The sequence below is a fragment of the Achromobacter sp. JD417 genome (genome assembly GCF_041879325.1).
GTDB classification, from domain to species: Bacteria; Pseudomonadota; Gammaproteobacteria; order Burkholderiales; family Burkholderiaceae_B; genus Achromobacter; species Achromobacter mucicolens.
Map to the genome: position 1 here is coordinate 4806632 of NZ_CP087159.1, position 25730 is coordinate 4832361.

The 25730-nt window shown below is 67.6% G+C and carries 22 protein-coding genes; 14 read left to right on the forward strand and 8 right to left on the reverse strand.

All coding sequences use genetic code 11. The features are described 5' to 3' along the window. Positions 1–46 precede the first annotated feature (46 nt). Positions 47–1150, reverse strand: a complete 1104-nt coding sequence (moaA, locus tag LN047_RS22255) for a GTP 3',8-cyclase MoaA (protein WP_226846762.1) — start codon at positions 1148–1150, stop codon at positions 47–49. A gap of 7 nt (positions 1151–1157) precedes the next feature. Continuing rightward, positions 1158–2267 (reverse strand): substrate-binding domain-containing protein, encoded by a 1110-nt coding sequence (locus LN047_RS22260; protein WP_062838739.1) that lies wholly within the window; start codon positions 2265–2267, stop codon positions 1158–1160. 158 nt (positions 2268–2425) lie between these two features. On the opposite strand from LN047_RS22260, the gene LN047_RS22265 reads away from it, so the two are divergent. The 10 genes from LN047_RS22265 (at position 2426) to LN047_RS22310 (ending at position 15933) form a co-directional block, all read left to right on the forward strand. Further along, positions 2426–2983: a formate dehydrogenase subunit gamma gene (locus LN047_RS22265; protein ID WP_373980199.1), complete on the forward strand. Its 558-nt coding sequence runs from the start codon at positions 2426–2428 to the stop codon at positions 2981–2983. Further along, positions 2980–4560: a formate dehydrogenase beta subunit gene (locus tag LN047_RS22270; RefSeq protein ID WP_373980200.1), complete on the forward strand. Its 1581-nt coding sequence runs from the start codon at positions 2980–2982 to the stop codon at positions 4558–4560. The genes LN047_RS22265 and LN047_RS22270 overlap by 4 nt, the downstream gene beginning before the upstream one ends. Positions 4561–4573: 13 nt before the next feature. After that, positions 4574–7450, forward strand: coding sequence for a formate dehydrogenase subunit alpha (gene fdhF, locus LN047_RS22275; RefSeq protein ID WP_373980201.1), 2877 nt, complete (start codon positions 4574–4576; stop codon positions 7448–7450). Positions 7451–7472: 22 nt separating this feature from the next. After that, the gene (gene fdhD, locus LN047_RS22280; protein WP_373980202.1) at positions 7473–8294 is read left to right on the forward strand and encodes a formate dehydrogenase accessory sulfurtransferase FdhD; all 822 of its coding nucleotides are present in this window, start codon (positions 7473–7475) and stop codon (positions 8292–8294) included. An 18-nt stretch (positions 8295–8312) separates the two neighbouring features. Further along, a complete protein-coding gene (locus LN047_RS22285) occupies positions 8313–8570 on the forward strand; it encodes a formate dehydrogenase subunit delta (RefSeq protein ID WP_056326544.1) in 258 nt (85 codons plus the stop codon). A 128-nt stretch (positions 8571–8698) separates the two neighbouring features. Continuing rightward, positions 8699–10366: an OFA family MFS transporter gene (locus LN047_RS22290; protein WP_056326541.1), complete on the forward strand. Its 1668-nt coding sequence runs from the start codon at positions 8699–8701 to the stop codon at positions 10364–10366. Positions 10367–10507: 141 nt separating this feature from the next. Then, the gene (locus LN047_RS22295; RefSeq protein ID WP_271263294.1) at positions 10508–11626 is read left to right on the forward strand and encodes a class I SAM-dependent methyltransferase; all 1119 of its coding nucleotides are present in this window, start codon (positions 10508–10510) and stop codon (positions 11624–11626) included. A 189-nt stretch (positions 11627–11815) separates the two neighbouring features. Continuing rightward, positions 11816–12328, forward strand: a complete 513-nt coding sequence (locus LN047_RS22300) for a sigma-70 family RNA polymerase sigma factor (RefSeq protein ID WP_346527054.1) — start codon at positions 11816–11818, stop codon at positions 12326–12328. Continuing rightward, a complete protein-coding gene (locus LN047_RS22305; protein ID WP_373980203.1) occupies positions 12325–13308 on the forward strand; it encodes a FecR domain-containing protein in 984 nt (327 codons plus the stop codon). The genes LN047_RS22300 and LN047_RS22305 overlap by 4 nt, the downstream gene beginning before the upstream one ends. Positions 13309–13458: 150 nt before the next feature. Then, positions 13459–15933: a TonB-dependent siderophore receptor gene (locus LN047_RS22310; RefSeq protein ID WP_373980204.1), complete on the forward strand. Its 2475-nt coding sequence runs from the start codon at positions 13459–13461 to the stop codon at positions 15931–15933. A 23-nt stretch (positions 15934–15956) separates the two neighbouring features. On the opposite strand, the gene LN047_RS22315 is transcribed toward LN047_RS22310, so the two are convergent. From LN047_RS22315 to LN047_RS22325, 3 genes are all read right to left on the reverse strand, one after another. Then, the gene (locus LN047_RS22315) at positions 15957–17201 is read right to left on the reverse strand and encodes an arsenic transporter (protein WP_056326527.1); all 1245 of its coding nucleotides are present in this window, start codon (positions 17199–17201) and stop codon (positions 15957–15959) included. Positions 17202–17216: 15 nt separating this feature from the next. Next, positions 17217–18404, reverse strand: a complete 1188-nt coding sequence (locus tag LN047_RS22320) for an MFS transporter (RefSeq protein WP_373980205.1) — start codon at positions 18402–18404, stop codon at positions 17217–17219. A 174-nt stretch (positions 18405–18578) separates the two neighbouring features. Continuing rightward, positions 18579–19535: a GlxA family transcriptional regulator gene (locus tag LN047_RS22325; RefSeq protein ID WP_373980206.1), complete on the reverse strand. Its 957-nt coding sequence runs from the start codon at positions 19533–19535 to the stop codon at positions 18579–18581. Between the two features lie 261 nt (positions 19536–19796). Between LN047_RS22325 and LN047_RS22330 the strand changes: the two genes are divergently transcribed. Together LN047_RS22330 and LN047_RS22335 are read left to right on the forward strand one after the other, a co-directional pair. Then, on the forward strand, positions 19797–20555 hold the full coding sequence (locus LN047_RS22330; protein WP_226846781.1) for an SDR family oxidoreductase: 759 nt from the start codon (positions 19797–19799) through the stop codon (positions 20553–20555). A 52-nt stretch (positions 20556–20607) separates the two neighbouring features. Then, a complete protein-coding gene (locus LN047_RS22335) occupies positions 20608–21888 on the forward strand; it encodes an MFS transporter (protein WP_142053730.1) in 1281 nt (426 codons plus the stop codon). On the opposite strand, the gene LN047_RS22340 is transcribed toward LN047_RS22335, so the two are convergent. The 3 genes from LN047_RS22340 to LN047_RS22350 all read right to left on the reverse strand — a co-directional run bounded on the left by LN047_RS22340 (position 21857) and on the right by LN047_RS22350 (position 23709). Beyond that, positions 21857–22540 carry a DUF1345 domain-containing protein gene (locus LN047_RS22340; RefSeq protein ID WP_373980207.1) on the reverse strand — a complete coding sequence of 228 codons (684 nt, stop codon included), beginning with the start codon at positions 22538–22540 and terminating at the stop codon, positions 21857–21859. The two genes, LN047_RS22335 and LN047_RS22340, sit on opposite strands and share 32 nt — an antisense overlap. 69 nt (positions 22541–22609) lie before the next feature. Continuing rightward, positions 22610–23134, reverse strand: a complete 525-nt coding sequence (locus LN047_RS22345; protein WP_062838727.1) for a chromate transporter — start codon at positions 23132–23134, stop codon at positions 22610–22612. Next, positions 23131–23709, reverse strand: coding sequence for a chromate transporter (locus LN047_RS22350; protein WP_062838726.1), 579 nt, complete (start codon positions 23707–23709; stop codon positions 23131–23133). The genes LN047_RS22345 and LN047_RS22350 overlap by 4 nt, the downstream gene beginning before the upstream one ends. A gap of 136 nt (positions 23710–23845) precedes the next feature. Here LN047_RS22350 and LN047_RS22355 point away from each other — a divergent pair, with 136 nt between their 5' ends. Further along, a complete protein-coding gene (locus LN047_RS22355; protein ID WP_152382336.1) occupies positions 23846–24778 on the forward strand; it encodes a LysR family transcriptional regulator in 933 nt (310 codons plus the stop codon). A gap of 91 nt (positions 24779–24869) precedes the next feature. Beyond that, a complete protein-coding gene (murI, locus tag LN047_RS22360; RefSeq protein ID WP_373980208.1) occupies positions 24870–25688 on the forward strand; it encodes a glutamate racemase in 819 nt (272 codons plus the stop codon). Positions 25689–25730: the final 42 nt, after the last annotated feature.

Sequence of the window (25730 nt, forward strand, 5' to 3'; positions counted from 1 at the left end):
CTGCCCGCCGGCGAGGATCAGGCCGGCAAGCCCGTCGCGTTGAAACTCAGCCACCGATGTAGCTCATCTCGATCTTGCGAGATGGGTCCGCCATGTTCTGGCCGCGCAGTTCGGAATAGTTGTCGCCGCGCGCCGACCAGATGCCCGCCAGGATGCGCGCCAGTTCCTCGTCCGTCGCGCCATCGCGTAGCGGCGCGCGCAGGTCGTGGCCTTCGTGGGCGAAGAGGCACAGGTAGAGCTTGCCTTCGGGCGACAGGCGCGCCCGCGTACAGCCGCCGCAGAAGGCGTGCGTGACGCTGGAGATGACGCCGATCTCGCCGCCGCCGTCCACGTAGCGCCAGCGTTCGGCGACGCGCCCCATTTCGACCGATTCCACGGGTTCCAGCGGATACACGGCGCCGATGCGATCCAGCACTTCGCGCGATGGCACCACTTCGGCGAGATTCCAGCCGTTGCTGTTGCCCACGTCCATGTATTCGATGAAGCGCAGGACGTGGCCGCTGTGGCGAAAGCGTTCGGCCATGGGCAGGATCTGCCCGTCGTTCAGTCCCTTGCGCACCACCATGTTGACCTTGACGGGCGCCAGGCCCGCGTCCGCCGCGGCGTCGATGCCGCGCAGCACGTCGTCCGGCGTGAAGCCGCTGTCGCTCATGCCCTGGAACATGGCGGCGTCCAGCGCGTCCAGGCTGACCGTCACGCGCGTGAGCCCGGCGCTTTTCAGCGCGGCGGCCTTGCGCGCGAGGACGCTGCCGTTGGTGGTGAGGGTGAGGTCAAGCGGCCGGCCTTGCGGCGTGCGCAGTTCGGCCAGCATGCCGACCAGGTTTTCGATGTGCTTGCGCAGCAGCGGCTCGCCGCCGGTCAGGCGGATCTTTTCGACGCCCAACTGCGTGAAGATGCCGGCCAGCCGGCTGATTTCTTCGAACGACAGCAGCGCCGAATGCGGCATGAAGCTGTAGCTGCTGTCAAAGACCTCGCGCGGCATGCAATAGGTGCAGCGGAAGTTGCAGCGGTCAGTGACGGAAATGCGCAGGTCGCGCAGCGGACGCGCGCGCTGGTCCAGCGCGGGCTGCCCGTGCGGCGGAAGTTCGCCGGACGCGAGGGAAGCCCGTGGCGAACTCCGGTGATCGGCAAGGATTATCACTTTGCTCATTGGCACATCATATCCCGGCGGATCGCGGTGCGCGTTCCCGCGGAAAGGCCTCTTCCAGGGTCTGCAGCCGGCCGGTGTCGCGGGCGTCGTAGCCGACGAGCTGGCCCACGTAACCGACATAGTCCGGGCCGCGCATGATGGACAGCAGGTCCTGCATGGCCGGCGTATCCAGCGACGCCTTGCGGATGGCGAAGAAATAGCGCTCGCGCACCAGCGGAATGAAGTCCAGCCCGAAGCGGCAGGCCGCCGTCTCCACGCCGACCCCTGTGTCCGCCATGCCGCTGGCAATGTGCGCCGCGATCGCCATGTGGGTGAATTCGTTGGTTTCGTAGCCCTGCACCTCGCCGATGGACACGCCGGCGCGTTGCAGCATCAGGCCAACCAGATAACGCGTGCTGGAGCCGATCTGGCGGTTCACGAAGCGCACGTCGCTGCGGGCCAGGTCCGCCATGCCGCGGATCTGCTTGGGATTGCCGGCCGTGACGAACAACCCCGTATTGCGCACGGCCAGGTGGATGAGCATGTATTCGTCGGCGTTGAGCCACTGCGCATAGCGTTCCATGATGGGGGATTCGAAATCGCCCAGCGGCACCTGAAAGCCCGCGAGGTCGCATTCGTGCCGCTCCAGCGACGCCAGGGCCTCGATTGCCGTGCGATAGCGCAGTTCCAGGCCGGGCGTGCGATTGCCCATGTGCTGCATCAGGGATTCCACGGCAAAACCGTGGCTGGCGTGCAGGCGCAGGTGCGGGCCGCTTTCCGGCAGCAGGCGTTCAAGCTCTTCCTGCAATTCGGAGGCCATGCTGTCCAGCGTGGGCATCAGCCGCGCCTCGATGCGGCGGTTGGCCCATAGCAGCCGCTGCGCAAAGGGCGACAGCTGCGTGCCCTGGCGGCGGTTGGTGATGAGCAGTTGCGTGCCGAAGATGGACTCGAAGCGCCGCAACACGCCCCACGCGTGCCGGTAGGACAGGCCGCAGGCGCGGCAGGCGCCCGCGATGTTGCCGGTGGCATCGATGGCTGCCAGGAGCGCAAGCATGTCTTGCAGCGGCACGGGCGTCGCCTCGTCGTCTCCGCCCAATGTCCATTGCGGCCGCAGGCCGATTCGGAACTTATATGTCATTTATTTCTTATTGAAGGCGTTCATGTACCTCGTTAGAGTACACAAATAACGCGGCGGACGGGCAATTAATATGTTTTTTAAAGCATATTATCTGCTGACAGGTCCAGACCGGCACAAGCCCCCGTTGATGGGGTCACGCAACACAGGAGGAGACCGACGTGCACCTGCGCGAGGCAAAATCCGATCTGGCATCCAGCGGTGGCGCCCGGGGCGGCAAGCTGGCCCTGGACGCCGCCCAGGCATCCCCCACCCCGGCCATCGCGGCCACGGCCCGCATCCTTGCCCGGCTGAAAGACCAGCCCGGCCCGCTGCTGCCGGTGCTGCATGCGGTGCAACACGAATTGGGCTGTATTCCGGCCGAGGCGGTGCAGACCATCGCCGAGGCCCTGAACCTCTCCCGCGCCGAAGTCCACGGGGTCATCACGTTCTACCCCCATTTCCGCACCGAGCCGGCCGCGCGCCACACGCTGGAGGTCTGCCGCGCCGAAGCCTGCCAATCCATGGGCGGCGAACGCCTGGCCGCCCATGCGCGCGCCGCGCTGGGCTGTGATTTCCACGCCAGCACCCCGGACGGCAACTTCACGCTGGAACCCGTGTACTGCCTGGGCCTGTGCGCGCAGTCGCCCGCCGTCATGATCGACGGCCAGCCCCACGCCCGCGTTACCGAAGCCAAGCTGGATCGCCTGCTGGCCCGCACGCTGGAGGACACGCCATGAGCGCCCCCGTCGTCATCTACGTGCCGCGCGACGCCGCGGCGCTAGCCATGGACGCCGATACCGTTGCCCGCGACATCGAGCGCATGGCCGATCAACGCGGCCTGTCCGTGCAGGTGGTGCGCAATGGTTCGCGCGGCCTGCTGTGGCTGGAACCCCTGGTTGAGATCGCCACGCCACAAGGCCGCATCGCCTATGGGCCCGTGCAGCCGGAAGACGTGGCCTCGCTGTTCGACGCCGACTGGCTGACGGGCGGCGAACACGCGTTGCGCCTGGGCCTGACCGAGGAAATCCCCTACCTCAAGCACCAGGAGCGCCTGACCTTCGCCCGCGTCGGCGTGATCGATCCGCTGTCCCTGCAGGACTACGCCGCGCATGGCGGGTTGCAAGGCTTGAAGCGCGCGCTGGCCATGGCGCCGGCGCAGATCGTCGACGAAATGGTCGAATCCGGCCTGCGCGGCCGCGGCGGCGCGGCATTTCCCACCGGCATCAAATGGAAGACCGTGGCGGGCACGCCCGGCGACACCAAGTACATCGTCTGCAACGCCGACGAAGGCGACTCGGGCACCTTTGCCGACCGCCTGCTGATGGAAGGCGACCCGTACGTCCTGATCGAAGGCATGACGATTGCAGGCCTGGCGGTCGGCGCGACCTACGGCTACATCTACGTCCGCTCCGAATACCCCCACGCCATCGCCACGCTTGAAGCCGCCATCGCGCGAGCCCGCAGCGTCGGCTGGCTGGGCGACGATGTGCACGGCAGCGGCCGCCGCTTCGACCTGGAAGTGCGCAAGGGCGCGGGCGCCTACATCTGCGGCGAAGAAACCTCGCTGCTGGAAAGCCTGGAGGGCAAGCGCGGCGTGGTGCGCGCCAAGCCGCCGCTGCCCGCCATCTCGGGCCTGTTCGGCAAACCGACCGTCATCAACAACGTCATCTCGCTGGCCACCGTGCCGATCATCCTGGCCAAGGGCGCGGCGTATTACCGCGACTACGGCGTGGGCCGTTCGCACGGCACGCTGCCCTTCCAACTGGCCGGCAACCTCAAGCAAGGCGGGCTGGTGGAAAAGGCCTTTGGGCTCAGCCTGCGCGACCTGCTCTACGAATTCGGCGGCGGCAGCGCGTCCGGCCGGCCGCTGCGCGCGGTGCAGGTGGGCGGTCCGCTGGGCGCCTACCTGCCCGAATCGCAATGGGACGTGCCGCTGGACTACGAAGCCTACATCCAGATCTCGGCCATGATCGGCCACGGCGGCCTCGTCGCCTTCGACGACACCGTGGACATGGCGCGCATGGCGCGTTACGCGATGGAGTTCTGCGCCATCGAGTCCTGTGGCAAGTGCACGCCTTGCCGCATCGGCTCCACGCGCGGCATGGAAACCATCGACAAGATCGCGGCCGGCAACCAAAGCCGCGAACAGCGCGAACAGCAGGTGCATCTGCTGCGCGACCTGTGCGACACGATGCTTGGCGGTTCGCTGTGCGCGCTGGGGGGCATGGCGCCCTACCCGGTGTTGTCCGCGCTGAACCATTTCCCGCAGGACTTCGGCATCGAGTCCTCCCAGTCTGCCGCCCACGCGGCCTGAACCCGAGACCGCCATGCTAGAAACCGTCATCAAGCGCGATCGCGACATGGGCACGCCGGCGCGCGTGTCCGAAAAGACCGTCACCCTGACCATCGACGGCCAGGAAATCACCGTTCCAGAAGGCACGTCGCTGATGCGCGCGGCCGCGGACGCCGGCATCAACATCCCCAAGCTCTGCGCCACCGACAGCCTTGAACCGTTCGGGTCCTGCCGCCTGTGCCTCGTGCAGATCGAAGGCCGCCGCGGCTATCCCGCGTCCTGTACGACGCCCGCCGAAAACGGCATGGTCGTCTTTACCGAAACGCCAAAGCTGCACGACCTGCGCCGCGGCGTGATGGAGCTGTACATCTCGGACCATCCGCTCGATTGCCTGACCTGCCCGGCCAACGGCGATTGCGAACTGCAAGACATGGCCGGCGTCGTGGGCCTGCGCAACGTACGCTACGGCCAGGACGGCGCCAACCATCTGAAGGCCGAGAAGGACGAGTCCAACCCCTACTTCACGTTCGACGCATCCAAGTGCATCGTCTGCAACCGCTGCGTTCGCGCCTGCGAGGAAACGCAAGGCACGTTTGCCCTGACGATCTCCGGCAAGGGTTTCGACTCGCACGTATCGGCCGGCCAGGACCAGCCCTTCCTGGATAGCGAATGCGTATCCTGCGGCGCCTGCGTGCAGGCCTGCCCCACGTCCACCCTGCAGGAAAAGACCGTCATCATGATGGGCCAGGCCGAACACTCGGTCGTGACGACCTGCGCCTACTGCGGCGTGGGTTGCGGCTTCAAGGCCGAAATGAAGGGCCAGGAAGTGGTGCGCATGGTGCCGTGGAAGGACGGCCAGGCCAACCGCGGCCATTCCTGCGTGAAGGGACGTTTTGCCTGGGGCTACGCCACGCACAAGGAACGCGTGCTCAAACCCATGATCCGCAAGCACATCACCGATTCCTGGAAAGAAGTGTCCTGGGACGAGGCGATCAACTACGCGGCTTCCGAATTCCGCCGCATCCAGAGCCAGTACGGGCGCGATGCGGTCGGCGGCATCACGTCGTCGCGCTGCACCAACGAGGAAACCTGGCTGGTGCAGAAGCTGGTGCGCGCCGCCTTCGGCACCAACAACGTCGACACCTGCGCGCGCGTGTGCCATTCGCCCACCGGCTATGGCCTGAAGCAGACGCTGGGCGAATCGGCCGGCACGCAGACGTTTGACTCCGTCATGCACACCGACGTGGTCATCGTGATGGGGGCTAACCCCAGCAGCGGCCATCCCGTCTTCGCTTCGCGCTTGAAGCGCCGGCTGCGCGAAGGCGCACGGCTCATCGTCATCGATCCGCGCCGCATCGAACTGGTCAGCTCGCCGCACATCAAGGCCGACTTCCACTTGCAGGTGCGGCCGGGCACCAACACGGCGCTGCTGTCCTCGCTGGCGCATGTCATCGCCACCGAGGGCCTGATCGCCGAGGACTTCGTGGCCGAGCGCTGCGAAGAAAAAGCCTTCAAGGAATGGCGCGACTTCGTTTCGCTGCCCGAGAACTCGCCGGAAGCCATGGAAGAAATCACTGGCGTGCCGGCGCAGGCGGTGCGCGGCGCGGCGCGCCTGTTTGCCACCGGCGGCAACGGCTCCATCTACTACGGCCTGGGCGTCACCGAGCACAGCCAGGGCTCGACCACCGTCATGGCCATTGCCAACCTGGCGATGGCCACCGGCAATATCGGCCGCGAAGGCGTGGGCGTGAATCCGCTGCGCGGCCAGAACAACGTGCAGGGATCGTGCGACATGGGCTCGTTCCCGCACGAACTGCCCGGCTACCGCCACATCTCGGACAACGCCGTGCGCGCGCAGTTTGAAAAGGACTGGGGCGTCACGCTGCAGCCCGAGCCCGGCCTGCGCATTCCCAACATGTTCGAGGCCGCGCTGGGCGGGTCCTTCAAGGGCCTGTACTGCCAGGGCGAAGACATCGTGCAGTCCGATCCCAACACGCAGCACGTGGCGGCATCGCTGGCGGCCATGGAGTGCATCGTCGTGCAGGACCTGTTCCTGAACGAGACCGCCAAGTACGCGCACGTGTTCCTGCCGGGTTCCTCGTTCCTGGAAAAGGACGGCACCTTCACCAACGCCGAGCGCCGCATCTCGCGCGTGCGCAAGGTGATGGAACCCAAGAACGGCAAGTCCGACTGGGAAGTGACGGTGGCGCTGTCCAACGCGCTGGGCTACCCCATGAATTACAAGCACCCGCGCGAGATCATGGAAGAGATCGCGCGGCTGACGCCCACGTTTGCCGGCGTCACGTACGACAAGCTGGACAAGCTGGGCAGCCTGCAATGGCCGTGCAACGACGACGCGCCGGAAGGCACGCCGATCATGCACATCGACCAGTTCGTGCGCGGCAAGGGCCGCTTCATGATCACCAAGTACGTGCCCACCGACGAGCGCAGCACGCGCCGCTTCCCGCTGCTCTTGACCACGGGCCGCATCCTGTCGCAATACAACGTGGGCGCGCAGACCCGCCGCACGCCCAACGTGATGTGGCATGGCGAGGACGTGCTGGAAATTCATCCACAGGACGCCGAGGACCGCGGCGTGGCCGAAGGCGACTGGGTCGGCATCCAGAGCCGCGCCGGGGAAACCGTGCTGCGCGCCACGCTGACCGACCGCGTGCAGCCGGGCGTGGTATACACCACGTTCCACTTTCCCGAGTCCGGCGCCAACGTCGTCACCACCGACAGCTCCGACTGGGCGACCAACTGCCCCGAATACAAAGTCACGGCCGTGCAGGTGACGCGCGTGTCGCAGCCGTCGGAATGGCAGCGGCAATGGTCGCGATTTGCGGACATCCAGCAAAAGCTCCTGCGCGAACGCTCGCGCGAGACCGAGGCGGCGCTGACCGGGAAGTAACCGACAGCCAGCCAGGGATCCCATGCCTACGCCGACCACCGCCCGCCCCGACTGCACGCCGACCCAGGTCATCCGCGTGCGCTCGGGGGTCATCGCCACCGACGCCGAGACCGATTACGTGGCCGAGGAAACGCCGGTGGCGCTGGAATTCAACGGCATCAGTCACGCCACCATGCTGGCCACGCCCGCCGACCTGGAGGACTTTGCCGTCGGGTTCTCGCTGTCCGAAGGCATCATCGGCAGCGTGAGCGACGTGCGCGGCATCGATCTGCTGCCGCAATGCGGCGGCATCGTCGTGCAGCTGGAGATCTCGTCCGCCTGTGAAATGCGCCTGAAGACGCGGCGCCGCGCCATGGCTGGGCGCACCGGCTGCGGCCTGTGCGGCGTGGAAACCCTGCCCGAGGTGCTGCGGCCCGTGGCGCCGGTTGCCAATGGGGCGCCGGTGCGCATCAAGTCGGTGCTGGGCGCCATGCGCGACATGCGCGCGCGCCAGACGCTGCACGACATCACGGGCGCCACGCACGCCGCGGGCTGGGCGGGCGCCGACGGCGCCGTGGCGCTGGTCCGCGAAGACGTGGGCCGCCACAACGCGTTGGACAAGCTGGCCGGCGCGCTGGCGCGCCAGGCGGTCAACGGCGCCGACGGCATCGTCGTGGTGTCCAGCCGCGCCAGCTTCGAGATGGTGCAGAAGACGGCCGCGGCCGGCGTCGCGGTGTTGGCTTCGGTATCCGCTCCCACCGCGCTGGCCATCCGTCTGGCCACCGACGCCAACGTCACCCTGCTGGGCTTCACGCGCGATGGCGACGCCGCCATCTACACCCACCCCGAACGCATCCTTACCTGAACCGGACGCAAGACAGCAATGGAAATCGTCAACCTGATCCGCATGGCCAACCGCATCGGCCAGTTCTTCGACGCCATGCCGGACCGGCCCGAGGCGCTGGAAGGCGTCACCAACCACATCCAGAAATTCTGGGAGCCGCGCATGCGCACCGAACTGCTGGATTTCCTGGCGCGCAGCCCGGACGGCGACGCCGGCGAGGAACAGCTGCATCCGCTGGTGCTGCAGGCGGTCACCCAGCATCGCGAGCGCCTGACGCCGCGCGCGCGCGTCGCATAGCGCACCCGGACCGCCCGCGCGGCGGTCCACCCGCAGTGGCAGGACAGCAACAGATCCATAAAAGAGGCGGCGGGACCGGGCTTTTCCGGCCTACGCACGCTATAAAGCCGCACCCCTGAGGAGACATCATGGAAAGTAGCGCCACCCTGGACCTGCCGGGTTCCCGGCCGGGATTTTTCGACAAAGAACGCACGATCGCGGGGCCGGGCTTCTCGCGCTGGCTGGTGCCCCCAGCCGCGCTGGCCATCCACCTTTGCATCGGCATGGCCTACGGCTTTTCGGTGTTCTGGCTGCCGCTGTCCAAGGTGGTGGGCGGGGCCAAGCCGCTGGCCTGCCCGCCCGACATGAGCCTCGTGGCCGAACTGTTCACCACGAGCTGCGACTGGAAGATCTCGACCATGGGGTGGATGTACACCCTGTTTTTCGTGCTGCTGGGGTGTTCGGCCGCCTTGTGGGGCGGCTGGCTGGAACGGGCCGGCCCGCGCAAGGCCGGCGTCGTGTCGGCGCTGTGCTGGTGCGGCGGCCTGGTCATCTCGGCCATCGGCATCTACCTGCACCAGATGTGGATGCTGTGGCTGGGCTCTGGCGTCATCGGCGGGATCGGGCTGGGCCTGGGGTATATCTCGCCGGTGAGCACGCTGATCAAGTGGTTCCCGGACCGCCGCGGCATGGCGACGGGCATGGCCATCATGGGCTTTGGCGGCGGCGCCATGATCGGCGCGCCGCTGGCCGACATGCTGATGCGCCACTTTGCCACGCCGACCTCGCCGGGCGTCTGGCAGACCTTCCTGACCATGGCGCTGGTGTACTTCATCTTCATGATGTCCGGCGCGCTGGGCTACCGCGTGCCGCCCACCGGCTGGAAGCCCGCCGGCTGGACGCCGCCCGCCAAGCAGGTCAACAACGTCATGATCACGCAGCGACACGTGCACGTGAAGCGCGTCTGGGGCGTGCCGCAGTTCTGGCTGGTGTGGTGGGCGCTGTGCCTGAACGTCACGGCGGGCATCGGCATCCTGGGGATGGCTTCGCCGCTGCTGCAGGAAGTGTTCGGCGGCGGCCTGATCGACAAACCCGAACTGGGCTTTGGCCAGCTCGACAAGGACCAGCTCGCGGCCATCGCCGCGATTGCCGCCGGCTTTACCGGCCTGCTCAGCCTGTTCAACATCGGCGGCCGCTTCTTCTGGGCCAGCCTGTCCGACAAGCTGGGCCGCAAGATGACGTACTTCGTCTTCTTCGTCCTGGGCTTCGTGCTGTACGCCGCCATTCCGTGGACCGCGCACATGGGCGCGCTGGCGCTCTTTGTGGCCGCGTTCTGCGTGATCCTGTCGATGTACGGCGGCGGCTTTGCCACGGTGCCCGCCTACCTGGCCGACCTGTTCGGCACCCAGATGGTCGGCGCCATCCACGGCCGGTTGCTGACCGCGTGGTCCGCGGCGGGCATCTTCGGGCCGGTTCTCGTCAACTACATCCGCGAATACCAGCTGTCCATCGGCGTGCCGCGCGCCCAGGTGTATGACATCACCATGTACATCCTTGCCGGCATGCTGGTCGTGGGCTTCCTGTGCAACCTTGCCATCCGCCCGGTCAACGCCAAGTACTTCATGACCGACGAGGAACTGGCCAAGGAAAAGGCGCTGGCGCACGAGCGCGCCGTGGCCGCCGAAACCCACGGCGTGGGCAGGTCGAACTTCCGCACGCCGCCCGCGCTGATCGCCTTTGCGTGGGCCTGCGTCGGCATTCCGCTGGCCTGGGGCATCTGGATCACGCTGCAAAAGGCCGTCGTGCTGTTCCACTGATCCCGCCATGCCGCGGCGCCCGGTGCGCCGCGCGACGGCCTCAGGGCGCGAAGCTGCTACATTGGCAGCCCGCGCCCTTCTCTTTTATGTGCCTTTCCCCATGATTCTGCCCTTCCCCCCATTCCCCGCCGGAGCGACCTTTTGAACGCGCCCGAACTGCACTGGGAAGAAAACGGCGTCGCCCGCTCGGCGCGCTGGCACTCGGAAACCGGCGCCACGCCGCCCAAGCGTGTCATCGTCGCCGACGACACCCTGACCGCGGACATGGCTTACCGCCACGCGTGCGAAGGCGTGGGCCTGCTGTGGCGCGGCGACTTCCAGAACGCGCGCCAGCTGTTGCAGGCCATCACCCGCCGCGTCGACAAGCGTCCGCGCAAACCGGTGGAAACCCAACTTGAGGCCTTCAACCAGCATCGTCAGGTCCAATCGCAGCGCGCCCGCATCCTGGGCATGCTGCTGATTCCCTTCGACGCCGGCCATACCATCCCCCTGCGCCGCGCGCCCGACGCGCATCTGGCCTGCGAAGCCGCGAACGTGCCGGGCGATACGCCCTACGTCGCGTCGCTGCGCGAACTGCTGGGCCTGATCGGCGCCTACGAGTGGCGCAGGAAGGGCGTGGAGATTCCCGCCCTGAACAACCGCATCCACCCGCACTACGGCGTGTTCTCGCCGGTGCGCGGCGAATACGTGGACCTGGTCGCCAACACGCCGATGCCGCGCGGCAGCGTGGCCTTCGATATCGGCACGGGCACGGGCGTGCTCGCCGCCGTCATCGCCCGCCGCGGCGGCAAACGCGTCATCGCCACCGACATGGATCCCCGCGCGATTGCCTGCGCGCGCGAGAACCTGGAACGCCTGGGGTTGTCCGGGCAGGTCGAGGTCGAACAGACCGACCTCTTCCCCGAAGGCCGCGTGTCGCTCATCGTCTGCAACCCGCCGTGGCTGCCCGCGCGGCCCAGCTCGCCGCTGGAACATGCCGTGTACGACCCGGACAGCCGCATGCTGCGTGGCTTCCTGAATGGATTGAAGGACCATCTGACGCCGAACGGCGAAGGATGGCTGATCCTGTCGGATCTGGCCGAACATCTGGGGCTGCGCACGCGCGAGCAACTGCTCGCGATGATCGAGGCCGCCGGCCTGCGCGTGATCGAAAAACTGGACACGCGGCCGATCCACGGCAAGGCCCGCGACGCGAACGATCCGCTGCATGCGGCGCGGTCCCGGGAGACGACGTCGCTGTGGCGATTGGGCGCGGTTTGAAGGCATACGGACAACGATGAAAGGTCTGCGGCCCCCGGAGCGGGCGCCGCATGTACCTGGCGGTTGCATGGGCCCGCAATCGCGGACCACGGCGGGCGGGACCGCAACGGCGCGTGAAAAGTATTCGCCACGCGCCGCTGATTGGCTACAATTAGCAATCATTCCCATTAGCATCTGCCAAGCCGACCCGTGCCGCCCGCCCACTTTGCGTCCTCCGCCGAATTCGTCAGCCTGTACCGCGAGCACCATGGCTGGCTGGTGCAGATGCTGCGCCGACGGCTTGCCGGCAATGCCGACAACGCCGCCGATCTGGCGCACGACACGTTCGAACGGGTCATGCGCAGCGAATCGCGCGCCGCGTTTGCCGAGCCGCGCGGTTTTTTGACCACGGTGGCCAAGCGCCTGTTGATCGACCAGTCGCGGCGGCGGGCGATCGAGCAGGCTTATCTTGAGACGCTTGCCGCGCGCAGCGAAGCGGTCGAGCCCAGCCCCGAGACGCATGCGCTGGTGGTGGAAGCGCTGGACGCCGTGTGCCGCATGATGGAGCAGTTGCCAGCGCGCGTGCGCCGGGTTTTCGTGCTGGCGCAGGTGGAAGGCCTGCCGTATCTGGACGTCGCCCGCGCGCTGGGCATTTCGGTCGCGGCCGTGCAGCGCGACATGATCAAGGCGTGGGAACACTGCTACGCGGTGCTGTACGCATGAGCGCCGCCCCCGCCGAACGGGTGCACCCGGACATCATCCGGCAGGCGGCGCAGTGGATGATGCGCACCGGGGATGCGCCCGACGCCGCCACGCAAGCCGCCTGTACGCAATGGCGCGAGGCCGACGCGCGCCACGAACTCGCCTGGCAGCGCCTGCAAGGCATCAGCCAGGACCTGAAATCCGCCACCTCCGCCAACCTGGCCGGCGCCGCCGCGGGCCAGACGATCTTGCGCTATTGCGACCAGCGTTCGCGCCGCGGCGCCCTGAAGTGGATGGCGGCCGGCGTCGGTCTGGGCGCCATGGGCTGGTTGGGCGCGCGCGAAGGCGTGTGGGACGGCAGCACCGTGTACCGGACCGCCACGGGCGAGCAGCGCGTCGTGCGCCTGCCCGACGGCACGGTACTGACGCTGAACACCGATTCCGCCGTGGCGATGCGCTACGACGCGCGGCAACGCCGCATCACGCTGCGCAGCGGCGAAATCCTGATCGCCACGGGCCACGACGACGCGGGCCGGCCGTTTGCCGTCAGCACACCCAATGGCCTGCTGACGCCGCTGGGCACCCGCTTTTCGGTGCGGCAACAGGACGATGGCCAAGGGGCCACGCACGTCGCGGTCTTTGAAGGCGCGGTGCGCGTGGAGCCGGACTCGCGCGTGCAGCCGGCCCGTGTGGTGCATGCGGGCGAGCAAGCCGAATTCGACCGCAACGCCCTGTCGCCAGTGACCGCGGTGGACGGCGCGGCGCCGGCCTGGACCGAAGGCATGCTGGTGGCGAACCGCATGCGGCTGGACCGGTTCGTGCAAGAGCTGGGCCGCTACCGCGCGGGCATCGTGCGCTGCGACGCCGACGTGGCACACCGGGAGGTCACGGGCGCATTCCGTATCGACGACACGGACAAGGCGCTGGAGGTGCTGGCCAGCGTGCTGGACCTGAGGCTGCGCTATCGCACGCGCTACTGGGTCACCGTGGGCCGGGCGTGAGCCAGCCGGTCACCGCAGGCCCCACCCCGCCCATTCGGACTATTTTGTAACAGCGCCGCAGATTTTCATTTCTGGTTCGTTAGACGAAGAGAAGGCCCCGAGGCGCCCGAGGGCCGCGCTTTTCAATCGACGAATCAGGAAACTCCAGTCATGGCACGACGCCAGTCCCGCTCTCCCCTTGCCTTGTCATCGTCACCGCGCATGCGTTTGCGCCTTGCCGCCCACCTTGCCCTGACGGCGGCCGCCTCGCTGGCCGCCCCTGCCGCGTCGTGGGCGCAGGCCGCGCCCGCCGGCGAGATTGCCTTCGCCATCGCACCCGCCACGCTGGACGTGGCGCTGGGTCAGTTTGGCGTCGCCGCCAAGGTCACGGTGGCGGCCGCGCCTGCGCTGACGCGCGGCGTGCGGACGCAGGGATTGACGGGCCAGTACACGCCCGAGCAAGGACTTGCCCGGCTGCTTGCGGGCACGGGCCTGCAGGCAGTGGCCAACGCCAACGGCGAGGGCTATCAATTGCGGCGCATGCCGCAGGACGCGCCGGGGGTGTCCACGCTGGCGCCGGTGACCGTGACCGGCATGACCGACGATCCGGTCACCGAGGGCACGGGCAGCTACACGAGCCGCGTGGTGACCATCGGCAAGGGCCGCCAGACGCTCAAGGAAATTCCGCAGTCGGTCAGCGTGGTCACGCGCCAGCGCATGGACGACCAGAACGCCAACACGCTGGACGACGTGCTGGCCAACAGCACCGGCATGACGCTCTACAAGAGCCCGATGGGCGGCAGCTACGTGTATTCGCGCGGTTTTCGCGTGGACAGCTATCAGTTCGACGGCGTGAACCGCGCGTTCTACTACCCCCAGGCCAACAGCTTCACCACCGAGACCGTGACGCTGGACCGCGTGGAAATCATCCGCGGCGCCACGGGCCTGTTGCAAGGCGCCGGCTCGCCCAGCGCGGCCGTCAACCTGGTGCGCAAGCGCCCGCTCGCCGAGCCCCAGGTGCAGATGCTGGCCAGCGGCGGCTCGTGGAACAACTACCGCGCCGACATCGACGCCAGCGCGCCGCTGAACGAAGCCGGCACCCTGCGCGCCCGCGGCGTGGCCAGCTACAACGACCGCGACTACTTCTACGACGAAGCGCAAAGCCGCACCGGCGTGCTGTACGGCGTCCTCAGCTATGACTTCAGCCCGGACACCACCCTTACCGGCGGCGTCAGCTACGAGGAACTGCGTTCCACCCCCTTCTTCCACGGCCTGCCCCACTACAGCAATGGCGACGACATCGGCCTGAAGCGGTCGACCTCGCTGGGCCAGGACTGGAACCGCTGGAACGGCAAGCAGACCACCGTCTTTGCCGAACTGGCGCACCGCTTCGACAAGGACTGGTCGTTCAAGCTGACGGGCACGTCCTCGCAGGAATCCAACGACTCGAAGTACGCGTTCACGGAAGGCGCCGTGAACCCGGAGACGGGCCTGGGTCCCATGCTGTATGCGGGCCTGTTCGACATGTCCACGCGCAACAAGGCGCTGAATCTGGACGTGGACGGCGCCTTCGACGCGCTGGGCCGCAAGCATTCGGTGAGCGTCGGCGCCAGCATCAACGAGCTCACCAGCAAGAACGATTTTGCGTTGAATCGCCTGAATCGCGCCGTGAACGTGTGGAACCCGGATCATCATGTGCCGGAGCCTACCGATGACTGGATGCGCGAAAACGCCTACCGCAGCGCGGCCACGATCGTGAAGATGAAGCAGACGGGCGTCTACGGCGTCGGCCGCTTCAGCCTGGCCGACCCGCTGACGCTGGTGGCGGGCGCGCGGGTTAGCTGGTACGAAAACACCAGCCGCTATCGCGACAGCGGCGAGCAATACGTCGATCCGTACAAGGACAACGGCGTCGTCACCCCCTACGGCGGCCTGATCTACGCGTTCAATCCCCAATGGTCCGGCTACGTCAGCTACGCGCAGATCTTCGAGCCCCAGAACGCGGTGGACGCATCCGGCAAGGTGCTCGATCCCATCGTGGGCAAGAACTACGAGATCGGTCTCAAGGGCGAGCTGATGGACGGCCGCGTGAACACATCCATCGCGCTCTTTCGCGTCGACCAGAAGAACCGCGCGCAAGAGGATCTGACCAGCGTGTGCGCGACGGGCGACATCTGCTACCTGTCGAGCGGCAAGGTGCGCAGCCAGGGCCTGGACGCCGAGATCAGCGGCGAAGTGGCGCCGGGCTGGCAGCTGTTCGCGGGCTACACCTTCAATACGCTGAAGTTCCTGGACGACACGCAGGTCACCAACACCAACTTCGCCCGCACGGTCACGCCCAAGCACATCCTGCGCCTGTGGTCCGACTACCGCCTGCCGGGCGAACTGTCGGCGTGGTCGCTGGGCGCGGGCGTGAACTACCAGACGGGCAGCTACACGGAAACGCGGTCGGTGCGCGTCTCGCAAGGGGCTTACGCGGTGTGGAATGCGCGCGTCGGGTATCAGATCAACAAGAACTGGTCGGCCGCGTTGAACGTGAACAACATCTTCGACAAGACCTACTACCAGACCATCGGCGCGCCGGGCTGGGGCAGCTTCTACGGCGATCCGCGCAACGCCACCCTGACGGTGCGCGGGACATTCTGAAATGGGCGCGCGCCTGCGCGGGGTCAGCTGAACACGTGCAGCGCGCCCAGCGCCAGGATCAGCGCCGGCGGCATGACCACGATGCCCAGCCGCAGGAAACTGAGCGCGCTGATGTGCATGCCCTCGCGGCGCACGGCCAGCAGCCACAGCAGGGTCGCAAGCGATCCGCTGACGGACAGGTTGGGGCCCAGGTCGATCCCGATCAGCAGCGCCGCCGTGGTGGCGCTGGGCAGGTCGGCCATGCGCGCCAGCGTGCCCGCCATCAGCCCGGCCGGCAGATTGTTGATGACGTTGCCCGACAGCGCGGCCCCCACGCCGCCCGCCCATAGCGCCGCGTCGGCGGACAGGCTGCGCATCAGGTTCGCCAGGTCTTGCAGGACGCCGCTGGCGGCCATGCCCTCGACCAGCACGAAAAGCCCCGCCACCAACGGCAGCACGCCCCACGCCACGCCCTTGATGAGGCGAATCGGGCTGGATCGCGTGACCGCCAGCACCAGCGCCGCCGACACGCAACCGGCGATCAGCGTGGGCAAGCCCAGCCGCTGGCCAAGCGCCGAGGTGATGAGCAGCGTGCCCGCGGTGATGGCCACGCCCAGCGCAGCCATGCGTAGCGGCAAGGTCATGGGCGGCAGCGGCGGCGACGGCTTCAGGGGCTGGCGCAGGTCATGGCGAAACACCAGCCGCAACGTCACGTAGGTGGCGCCGATGGCCAGGGCGGACGGCAGGGCAAAGTGCGCCAGCCACGGGCCCAACGCAGGCATGCGGTCGCCGAACACGACCAGGTTGGCCGGATTCGAGATCGGCAGCACGAAGCTGGCTGCATTGGCGATAAATGCGCAGACATACAGATACGGCAACGGCGGCGCGCCGACGACACGCGTCACCGCATAGACGGCAGGCGTCAGCACGACGGCCGTGGCGTCGTTGGACAGCAGCACGGTGACCCCGGTGCCCACCAGGAACACCAGGTCGAACAGCCGCCGCGCCGACCCGGCGGCGTGGTCGGCCGCCAGCACGGCCACCCAGTCGAACAGGCCTGCCTGCCGGGCGACCTCCGCCACCAGCATCATGCCGATCAGGAACAGATAGACGTCGGTGCCTTCCAGAATGGCGCCGCCGGCCTGCCGCGCAGGCAGCAAACCCAGCACCACCAGGGCGACCGCGCCGGCCGTCGCCCACACGTACTCGGGCAGCCGCCAGGGACGAAAGAGAATGGCCATGGTGGTCGCGGCGGCAATCAGCCAGATCACGGCATTGGATAGCGACATGCTTTCAGGAACGAATCAAGGAAGGGAAGAGGAAGCCGGCGCGGGGGCCGATGCGGCGGACCCGCGCGTCTCCGGCAAGACCAGCAGGGTCACGCAGGCCAGCGCGGCAATGCCGGCCAGCGCAAGAAACGCTGCACTGTAACCCGCGTGCTGGACGATCACGCCGGCGAGCCCGTTGCTCAGCGCGGCGCCAATGCCGAATACCGTGGTGACGGCGCCCAGGCTGGCGTTGAAGCGGCCCGTGCCCTGGGTCAGGTCCAGCACCATCAAGGGCAGGACGGCGCCGAAGATGCCTGCGCCAATGCCGTCGAGCAACTGCACGCCCACCAGCCACGCGGTGTCGTCGGAAAACGTGTACAGCACGCCACGCAGCGGCAGGATGAGGAACCCGATCAGCAGCAGAGGCTTGCGTCCCCATTGGTCTGCGTACCGCCCGACGGCCATCGCGGCGGGAATCATCACGAACTGCGCCGCGACGATGCAGACGGCGGTCAGCGGCGTGGCGAGCGCCGGGTTTGCCAGGGCGAGCTTTTGCCCGACCAGCGGCAACATGGCGGCGTTGGCCAGGTGAAACAGCGCGCAACTCAAGGCCAGCAGCAGGAGCGGCCGGTTCGAGAGCAAATGGCGCAGCGGCACGGGGTGCGCATGCGCCGTCGCATTGGGGCTCGCGCCCAGGCCGCGTGCCTTGTCAGGATCGATATGCGCGGGGATGAGCATGGTGGCCGCCAGGCTGGCCAGCGCCATCGCCGCCATCAGGTAGAACACCGCGACCGGTCCCCATACATACGCCAGCCCGCCCGCCAGCAGCGCCGCGAAGCCGTTGCCGGCGTGATTGAACGATTCGTTGCGCGCGATGCGCGCCGTGAAGGCGCGGGCCGTGGTCAGCCCGAGCGTGATGCCGGCAATGGCGGGCGCGAACACCGACGACGCGACGCCGGCGACCGCTTGCGTCAGCGTGACCCAGGCGAAGTTCGGGCTGGCCAGGACGGCCATGCTGGCCACCGTCACCAGCACGGCGGCGGCGATCAGCAGCGCGCGCTTGTTCGACGCGCGGTCCACCAGCGCGCCCGCCGGCGTCTGCGCCGCCAGCGCGGCCAGCCCGGAGATCGTCATGACAAGCCCGATGCTGTCGGGCCGCCAATGGTGGACGGCGAGCAGGTAGATTGCCAGGTAAGGCCCAAGTCCATCCCGCACATCGGCCACGAAAAAATTCAGCCAATCGAGAGGACGCGTCGCGGGTGATGGAGAGTGCAAGGCAACCGTGTGAATGTGGATACCGCATGTGCGGCTAGCGGGAATGGCGCATGTTAGATCACAACGATCCGGGAGTCAGCGACATTGCGCTACGGCGCCCGCGCGTTCAACTCAATGACAGTTTCACGGCGGCGGCGGGTCATCCGGCGCGGTCATTCGCCCCGCGCGCCGCACCCCGCTGGGCGGCTGGCCATAGGCGCGCAGGAACGCCCGCCGCATGCGGTTGCGGTCGGCAAAGCCGGTGTCCCGCGCCACGATGTCCAGCGAATGCCGTCCGGCTTCAAGCATGGCGCGAGCCGCCTCCAGCCGCAACAGCTCCACCACCTTGGCGGGGGAATGCCCCGTCTCCTCGCGGAACACACGGCTGAACTGCCGCGGCGACAGGCGCGCCGCCTCGGCCAACTCGTCCACCGTCAAGGGATTACGCAGGTGTTCCTTGGCATAGACCAGCGCCCGTTGCACCCGGTCGGAGCGCGGTTCCAGTTCCAGCAAGGCGGAAAACTGGGATTGGCCGCCCGGGCGCCGGTGATAGACGACCAGCCGCCGTGCCACATCGCGGGCTAGCGCCGCGCCGTGGTCGTCTTCGATCAGCGCCAGGGCGAGATCGATGGCGGCCGACATGCCGGCGGACGTCCAGATGTTGCCGTCACGCACGAAAATGCGGTCGGGGTCGACGCGCACCTCGGGAAAACGGTCCTGAAGAGTGCGCGCATGCGCCCAATGGGTGGTGGCCGTACGGCCATTCAAGAGACCCGACTCGGCCAAGACAAAGGCGCCCGTGCACACGCCCGCGACCCGCCGCGCTTCGGTGGCGGCGCGCGCCACGTAGCGCGCCAGGCCGGGCGTGATTGGCCGGGGCATCAACTCGCCCGCCACGATCAGAGTGTCGGGCATGACGCCCAGGGCCACCGTCTCGATGCCCGCGTTCATGGTCGAGCGGATGATGCCGCCGCCTTCCGACAGGATGGTCACGCGGTATCCGTCGCGCTCCAGCGCGATGTTGGCGAACTCGAAGGCCGCCAGCGCGGCCAGGCCCATCACCTGGAAACCGTCTTCGAGAATGAGGCCGATCTGGCGCATGAGAGTATCCGTGACAGTAATTGACGGATATAGGCTATTAAAGCCATCGGCAGACGTCAATGAGCGAATCGTTTCTACGGCGACAACCGCCCCATTGCACGGGAAGCTTTTCAGTCCGGCCGCCAGGCTGGACCAAGCCTCGCAGAGCCTTATGTCTTAAATCGACGCTTTATTGACATTTGAGCCAAAACCGATCTGCCGCATAGTGGCTGAACCGCGATCTGATTCCAATGCAGACGCTCCCCCCACCGAGGCACCCGCATGCAACTGACCCAGAACACCATCTTCATCACCGGCGGCACCTCCGGCATCGGCCGCGCGCTGGCCGTCGCCCTTCACGACCTGGGCAACAAGGTCATTGTCGCCGGCCGCCGGCAGGCGCTGCTGGACGACATCGCCGCAGCGCATCCGGGCATTGACGGCATCGCGCTGGATATCTCCGACGCCCAGGACATCGAGCGCGTCGCCAAGACGCTGATCGCAACATATCCGTCGCTGAACGTGCTGATCAATAACGCCGGCATCATGCCGTTCGACGACCCCTCGTCCACGATCGACGACGCCGTGTCGCAGCGGATCCTGGAAACCAACCTGCTGGGTCCGATCCGCCTCACGTCCGCGCTCATCGAGCATCTGAAGGGCCAGCCGCGCGCGACGATCATTCACAACACGTCGATCCTCGCCTACGTGCCGATCGCCTCGAACGCGGTGTATTCCGCCTCCAAGGCCGCGCTGCATTCGTACGCGCTGTCGCAACGGTTCATGCTGCGCGACACCAACGTCACGGTGCAGGAAATTGCCCCGCCGTGGGTCGATACGGACCTCATCAAGAAAAGCGGCGATCCGCGCGCCATGCCGCTGGATGCGTTCATCGCCGAGACGATGCAAGGGCTGGGGTCCGACGCGCCCGAGGTGCTGGTCCAGGCCATTCGCCCGCTGCGCGACAACCCTGGGTCGAATGAGCACGCCTTCGTGCATGCGTTCAACCAAAGCCTGGTGGACGAACCGATTCCGGTCTGACGCGGCCGGCACGCGGCGCCCCCGTGGGCGCCGCCCCCTCTGGAAAGATCCCATGACAACAAAATTGGATATCGCAAGCTCCGGGCCGGCGGGCACAGCCGCGGCAGCGAGCCGCAGCGCAGAACTGCTGCCGGCCGGCTTTCTGGCGCTCGGCACCTTCGCCATCGGCACGGAAGGTTTCATGATTGCACCGCTTTTGCCGACGATGGCGGCGGATTTCCGTATGACGGTCCCGCAGATGGCGTCGCTCATCGTGGTGTTCACGCTGACGCTGGCGGTCAGCTCGCCCATCATGACCGTCCTGACCGCACGTTGGAATCGCCGCGCGGCCCTGCAGCTAGCCATGGGATTGTTCGCTTTGGGCAACGTGCTTGCTGCCTGGTCGCCCACCTTCTGGACGCTGATGACGGCGCGGGTCGTCATGGCGGTGGCAGCTGGCTTGTACGTGCCCGGCGCAAATGCGCTGGCCGGCGTAATCGTGGCGCCTGAAAGGCGGGGCAAGGCGCTGGCCATCGTCAGCGCCGGCATGACGTTGGCCATTGCGCTAGGCCTGCCGCTGGGCGCGGTGGCCGGTCACTTTCTGGGCTGGCGCGCCACATTCTCCATCGTCGCGGTGATGAGCCTGGTGGCCATCGCCGGCATCGGGGTGGGCATCGCCGCCGATGCAGGAACAGGTATTGCGGTCGCAACGTTTCGGCAGCGTCTTGCAGTCGTGCGCCAACCGTCGATACTGCGATTGCTGTCGGTCAGCCTTTTCTGGGCGATTGGCGCGTTCACGGCATACCCGTTCCTCGCACCGTACTTGGCAAGCGTGCTGGGATTTCGAGACGCCGCCATCAGCGCGACGATATCGCTCTGGGGCGTGGCGGCCGCGCTCGGCGTGACAACGGGCGGTGCGCTGACCGACAGGCTGGGCGCAAATCGCGTGGTACAGGTGTCGCTGACCATGCTGGGACTGGCGTTCCTGGGATTGTCGCTGGCAACGGCGCTGCCTGCGTCCGCCGCGCGAGCCCCCGTGTTGATCGCCGTGTTCCTGTGGGGCTTCACAGTCTGGTCATTCTTTCCCGCGCAGATGGCACGCCTTATCGGCGCGGGGGCCCCGGGACAGGCGCCGGTTGCACTGGCGTTGAATACGTCGACGATGTATTTCGGCTTTTCGGTGGGCAGCGCGCTGGGCGCCGCCATCCTTGGCGCCGGTGCAATTTGGGCAATTGGACTGGTGGCCGCGATGGCGCAGGCCGCGGCGTTTGTGTGGGATAAGCGCCGCCAGACTCCGGGGCAGGACGCAGCACCCCTCGATCCTACGCCCGCCCCGCCGCCACGTTCACGCTGATCGCGATGATGAACACGTTGAAGAAGAACGCGATGACGCCGTGCGTCATCGCCATGCGGCGAAGCCGGCGGTTGACGATCTGCACGTCCGACACCTGGAAGGTCATGCCCAGCACCAGCGAGAAATACGCGAAGTCCCAGTAGTCGGGCTCGTCCGTGCCCGGAAAATCCAGGCCCTTGTGCATGGCGTTCTCATGGCCGTAGTACCCGTGGGCATAGTGCAGCGCGAAGATCATGTTCATGTAGAGCCACGACAGCACGATGGTCACCGCCGCGGCCAGCATGTCGACCACCGCGCCCACATTGTTCTGCGCGCGCATTTCCACCCACAACGCGACCAGCACCATGCAGGACAGCGCGACGCTGCTCCAGAGGACGCCGCCGCGCCCAACGTCGTGCTGGCGGGCGTGCCGGCGCATGGCGGCGGCGCTGGTGCGTCCGAACACACGGACGGTCAGGATCAGGAAGATCAGCGCCCCGGCGTCAAAGCCCAGCAGGATGGCCAGGCTGGGCGGCAGGCCGGCTGCGTACAGCCCGCCCGCGACCGCGAGCAGCAGGCCGGCGCACAGCATCAGCCGGCGATGGGCATGGAAGAACGGCAGCCGGTCGGCATTCGAGGCGTTTCCGGCGCTGTCATCTTTGAGCGGCTGCATGGCGGGCTCCTGTCTGCGCCGCGGGGCCGGGGCGTGTTGCCCGTGGCGGTCCCGCGATAGGTCCCTACGCTAACCGATACCCAGCAAACCGGCCAGTGCCCCGCCGAACAGCAGCCACAGCGGATGAATGCGCGTGCCGCTGCCCAGGATGGCCACGACGGCGGTGATCGCGCCCAGCAGCCAGGTGTGCACCGAGGCCTCGGTGATGAGCGAGGCGCTGGCCGCGACCAGCCCCACGGTCATGGGGAAGATGCCCGCCTGGATGACGCCGCGCCACGGGCGGTCCTTGAATTTTTCCCACAGGCCCAGCGCGAGGACGGTAATGAGGGACGACGGGCCGAACTTGGCGATGGTCGTGGCCAGCAGGCCCGGCAGGCCGGCGACGTGCCAGCCCACCAGCGTGACGACCATCAGGTTGGGCCCCGGCGCGGCCTGGCCCAGCGCGAAGAGCGCGGAGAAGTCGGCGGCCGTCATCCAGCCGTGGACCTCGACGACCTGGCGCTGCATCTCGGGCAGGATGGTGTTGCCTCCGCCGAAGGCCAGCACAGACAGTTCGGAAAAAATGAGGACGAGGGCGACCAGCGTATGGATCATCGGCGTTGCCTCCAGACCATCAGGATGCTGAGCGGCGTCAGCACCAGCATCGTGGGCAGAAGCGGGATGCGCAGGACGGCGATGGCGATGAAACAGGCGGTGGCGACCACACCCGCAAGCCAATCGCGGCGCTTGACGACCGGCACGCCGATCTTGACCGCCATGGAGATCAGCAGCCCGGCCGCGGCCGCCGCCAGGCCGGCAAACAGATGCTGGATGTCGGGATCGTTCTGGAACCGGTCATAGACCATGCCCAGCATGACGACGATGATGGACGGCGCGAGGATCAGGCCCATCAGCGCGGCGAATGCGCCGCGCGGGCCGCGGAATTTCATGCCCAGGGCGACGGACAGGTTGATGATGTTGCCGCCCGGCAGGAATTGGCACAGGCCCAGCAGTTCGGTGAATTCGGCGCCGGTCAGCCAGCGGTGCTTTTCGACGACCATGCGCCGCGCCAGGGGCAAGGCGCCGCCGAAGGCGGTCAGGCCCAGCATCAGGAAACCGTGGAACAGCTGGCCGCAAGTGGGGGGAGGCCGTAAGCCGGCCTCGTCGGTGGAGAGTGCTGCGTTCGTCATTATTGTGGCCGGCGCGGAACCGGCTAAGGGAGCTGGCGCGGGAAACGCGCCAGGGGTGGATCACGAGATTGCAGGCTACTCCTCGCTTCAGATAATGTCTAATATATGACTCGTCAAAAACTCATATCTACAAAATATGGCAAGCGTTGATTTGCGGCTGTTGCGGTACTTCCTGGCCGTCGCCGAGGAATCCCATCTGACCAAGGCCGCGGCCCGGCTGGGCATCCGCCAGCCGCCGCTCAGCCAGCAGATCCGCGTGCTGGAGGCGGAGCTGGGCGTGACGCTCTTTCACCGGCTGCCGCGCGGCATGGAGCTCACCGAAAGCGGGCGCGCGCTGCTCGAAGACGCGCGCAACATCATCGCTCTGGTGGACCAGGCCGTGGACGGCGTGCGGCGCGTGTCGCAGGGCGAGGCGGGCCGCTTGACGGTGGGGTTCACGGGCTCGGCGGCGTTTCATCCGTTCGTGCCGTCGGTCATCCGGCGTTTCCGCGAAAGCGCGCCGCACGTGCATCTGGTGCTTGAAGAAAGCAGCACGGGCGAGCTGCGCGAGGCGGTCGCCGAGGGGCGCATCGATGTCGCGTTCATCCGCGGCGCGCATGGCGCGGACCCGGGCGTGCAGATGGAAACCGTGCTCGAGGAAGCCATGCTGGCGGCCTTTCCGGCCGACCACCCGGCCGTCAGGGGCCGCGCGCGCAAGCGCATCTCGCTGTCAGAGCTGGCGGACGAATCGCTGATCCTGTACCGGCGTCACAGCGGCCCGGGGCTGTACGACGCCATCATCAGCGCATGCCGCGCCGAAGGCTTCAGCCCCCGCGTCACGCAGGAAGCGCCACGCATGCTGTCCACCCTGAGTTTTGTCGCCGCGGGACTGGGCGTGTCGCTGGTGCCCGCGTCGCTGCGACGCGTGAACATCGAGGGCGTGGTGTATGTCAGCGTCACCCATCCGGCGACGCTGCGCGCGCCGCTGAACCTGATCTGGCGCGACGCGCCCCTGTCCGGCGCCGCCCGCAAGCTGATCGACGAAGCGCGGCGCCAGCGCGACGAACCCGGGGCGGGCGAAAGCCCCTGACGCGGGGCCGCCTTTGGTCCGCCCCTTTGGCCACCCCTGCCCCGGCGCTACACTTGCCGCCACCGCATCCTGCATTGACCCACGGCTTTCCATGCTTTCCGAATCTCCCATCGGCGTATACGACTCCGGCGTCGGCGGGCTGAGCGTCGTCCGGGCCATCCGCGACCTGCTGCCCCACGAGCCGCTGCGCTACGTCGCGGACTCCGCCCATGTGCCCTACGGGGAAAAGACCCAGGCCTTCGTCGAGCAACGCGCCTGCGCCATCGCCGACTACTTCGTGTCGCAGCGCGCCCGCGCCATGGTGGTGGCCTGCAACACCGCCACGGCCGCGGCCATCGCGCTGCTGCGCAAGCGCCATCCGGATCTCATCATCATCGGCGTCGAACCGGCCATCAAGCCCGCCGCGCACCTGACGCACACGGGCGTGGTGGGCGTCTTCGCCACGACCGGGACGCTGGCCAGCCCCAAGTTCGCCGCGCTGGTGCAACGCGAGGCGCCCGAGGTGCGCATCGTGCTGCGGCCCTGTCCGCAATGGGTGCGGCTGGTCGAGCAAGGCGTGCTCTCGGGCCCCGAAGCCGCCGAGGCCGTGCGCGAGCCGGTCGCCGAACTGCGCGAGGCCGGGGCGGACGTGCTGGTGTTGGGCTGCACGCACTTTCCCTTCCTGCGCGACGTGATCCAGGATGCCGCCGGCCCCGGCGTGCCGCTGTTGGAGACGGGTGCCCCGGTGGCGCGCTGGCTGCGCCACCAGCTGCATGAACGCGGCTTGCTGGCGACCCAAGGTTCGGGCGCCCTGCAGTTGCAGACCACGGGGGACGCCGACGCGCTGGCGCAGCTGGTAAGCCGCCTGCTGGGTACGCCCATGCCGGCCGGCACTGTGCCCGACGCGTGGCGGGGACTGCGCCCCGCTTGATCTGCCGCAGCGCAGGGAGGCGCCGGCGGGGCGAATGTGAGA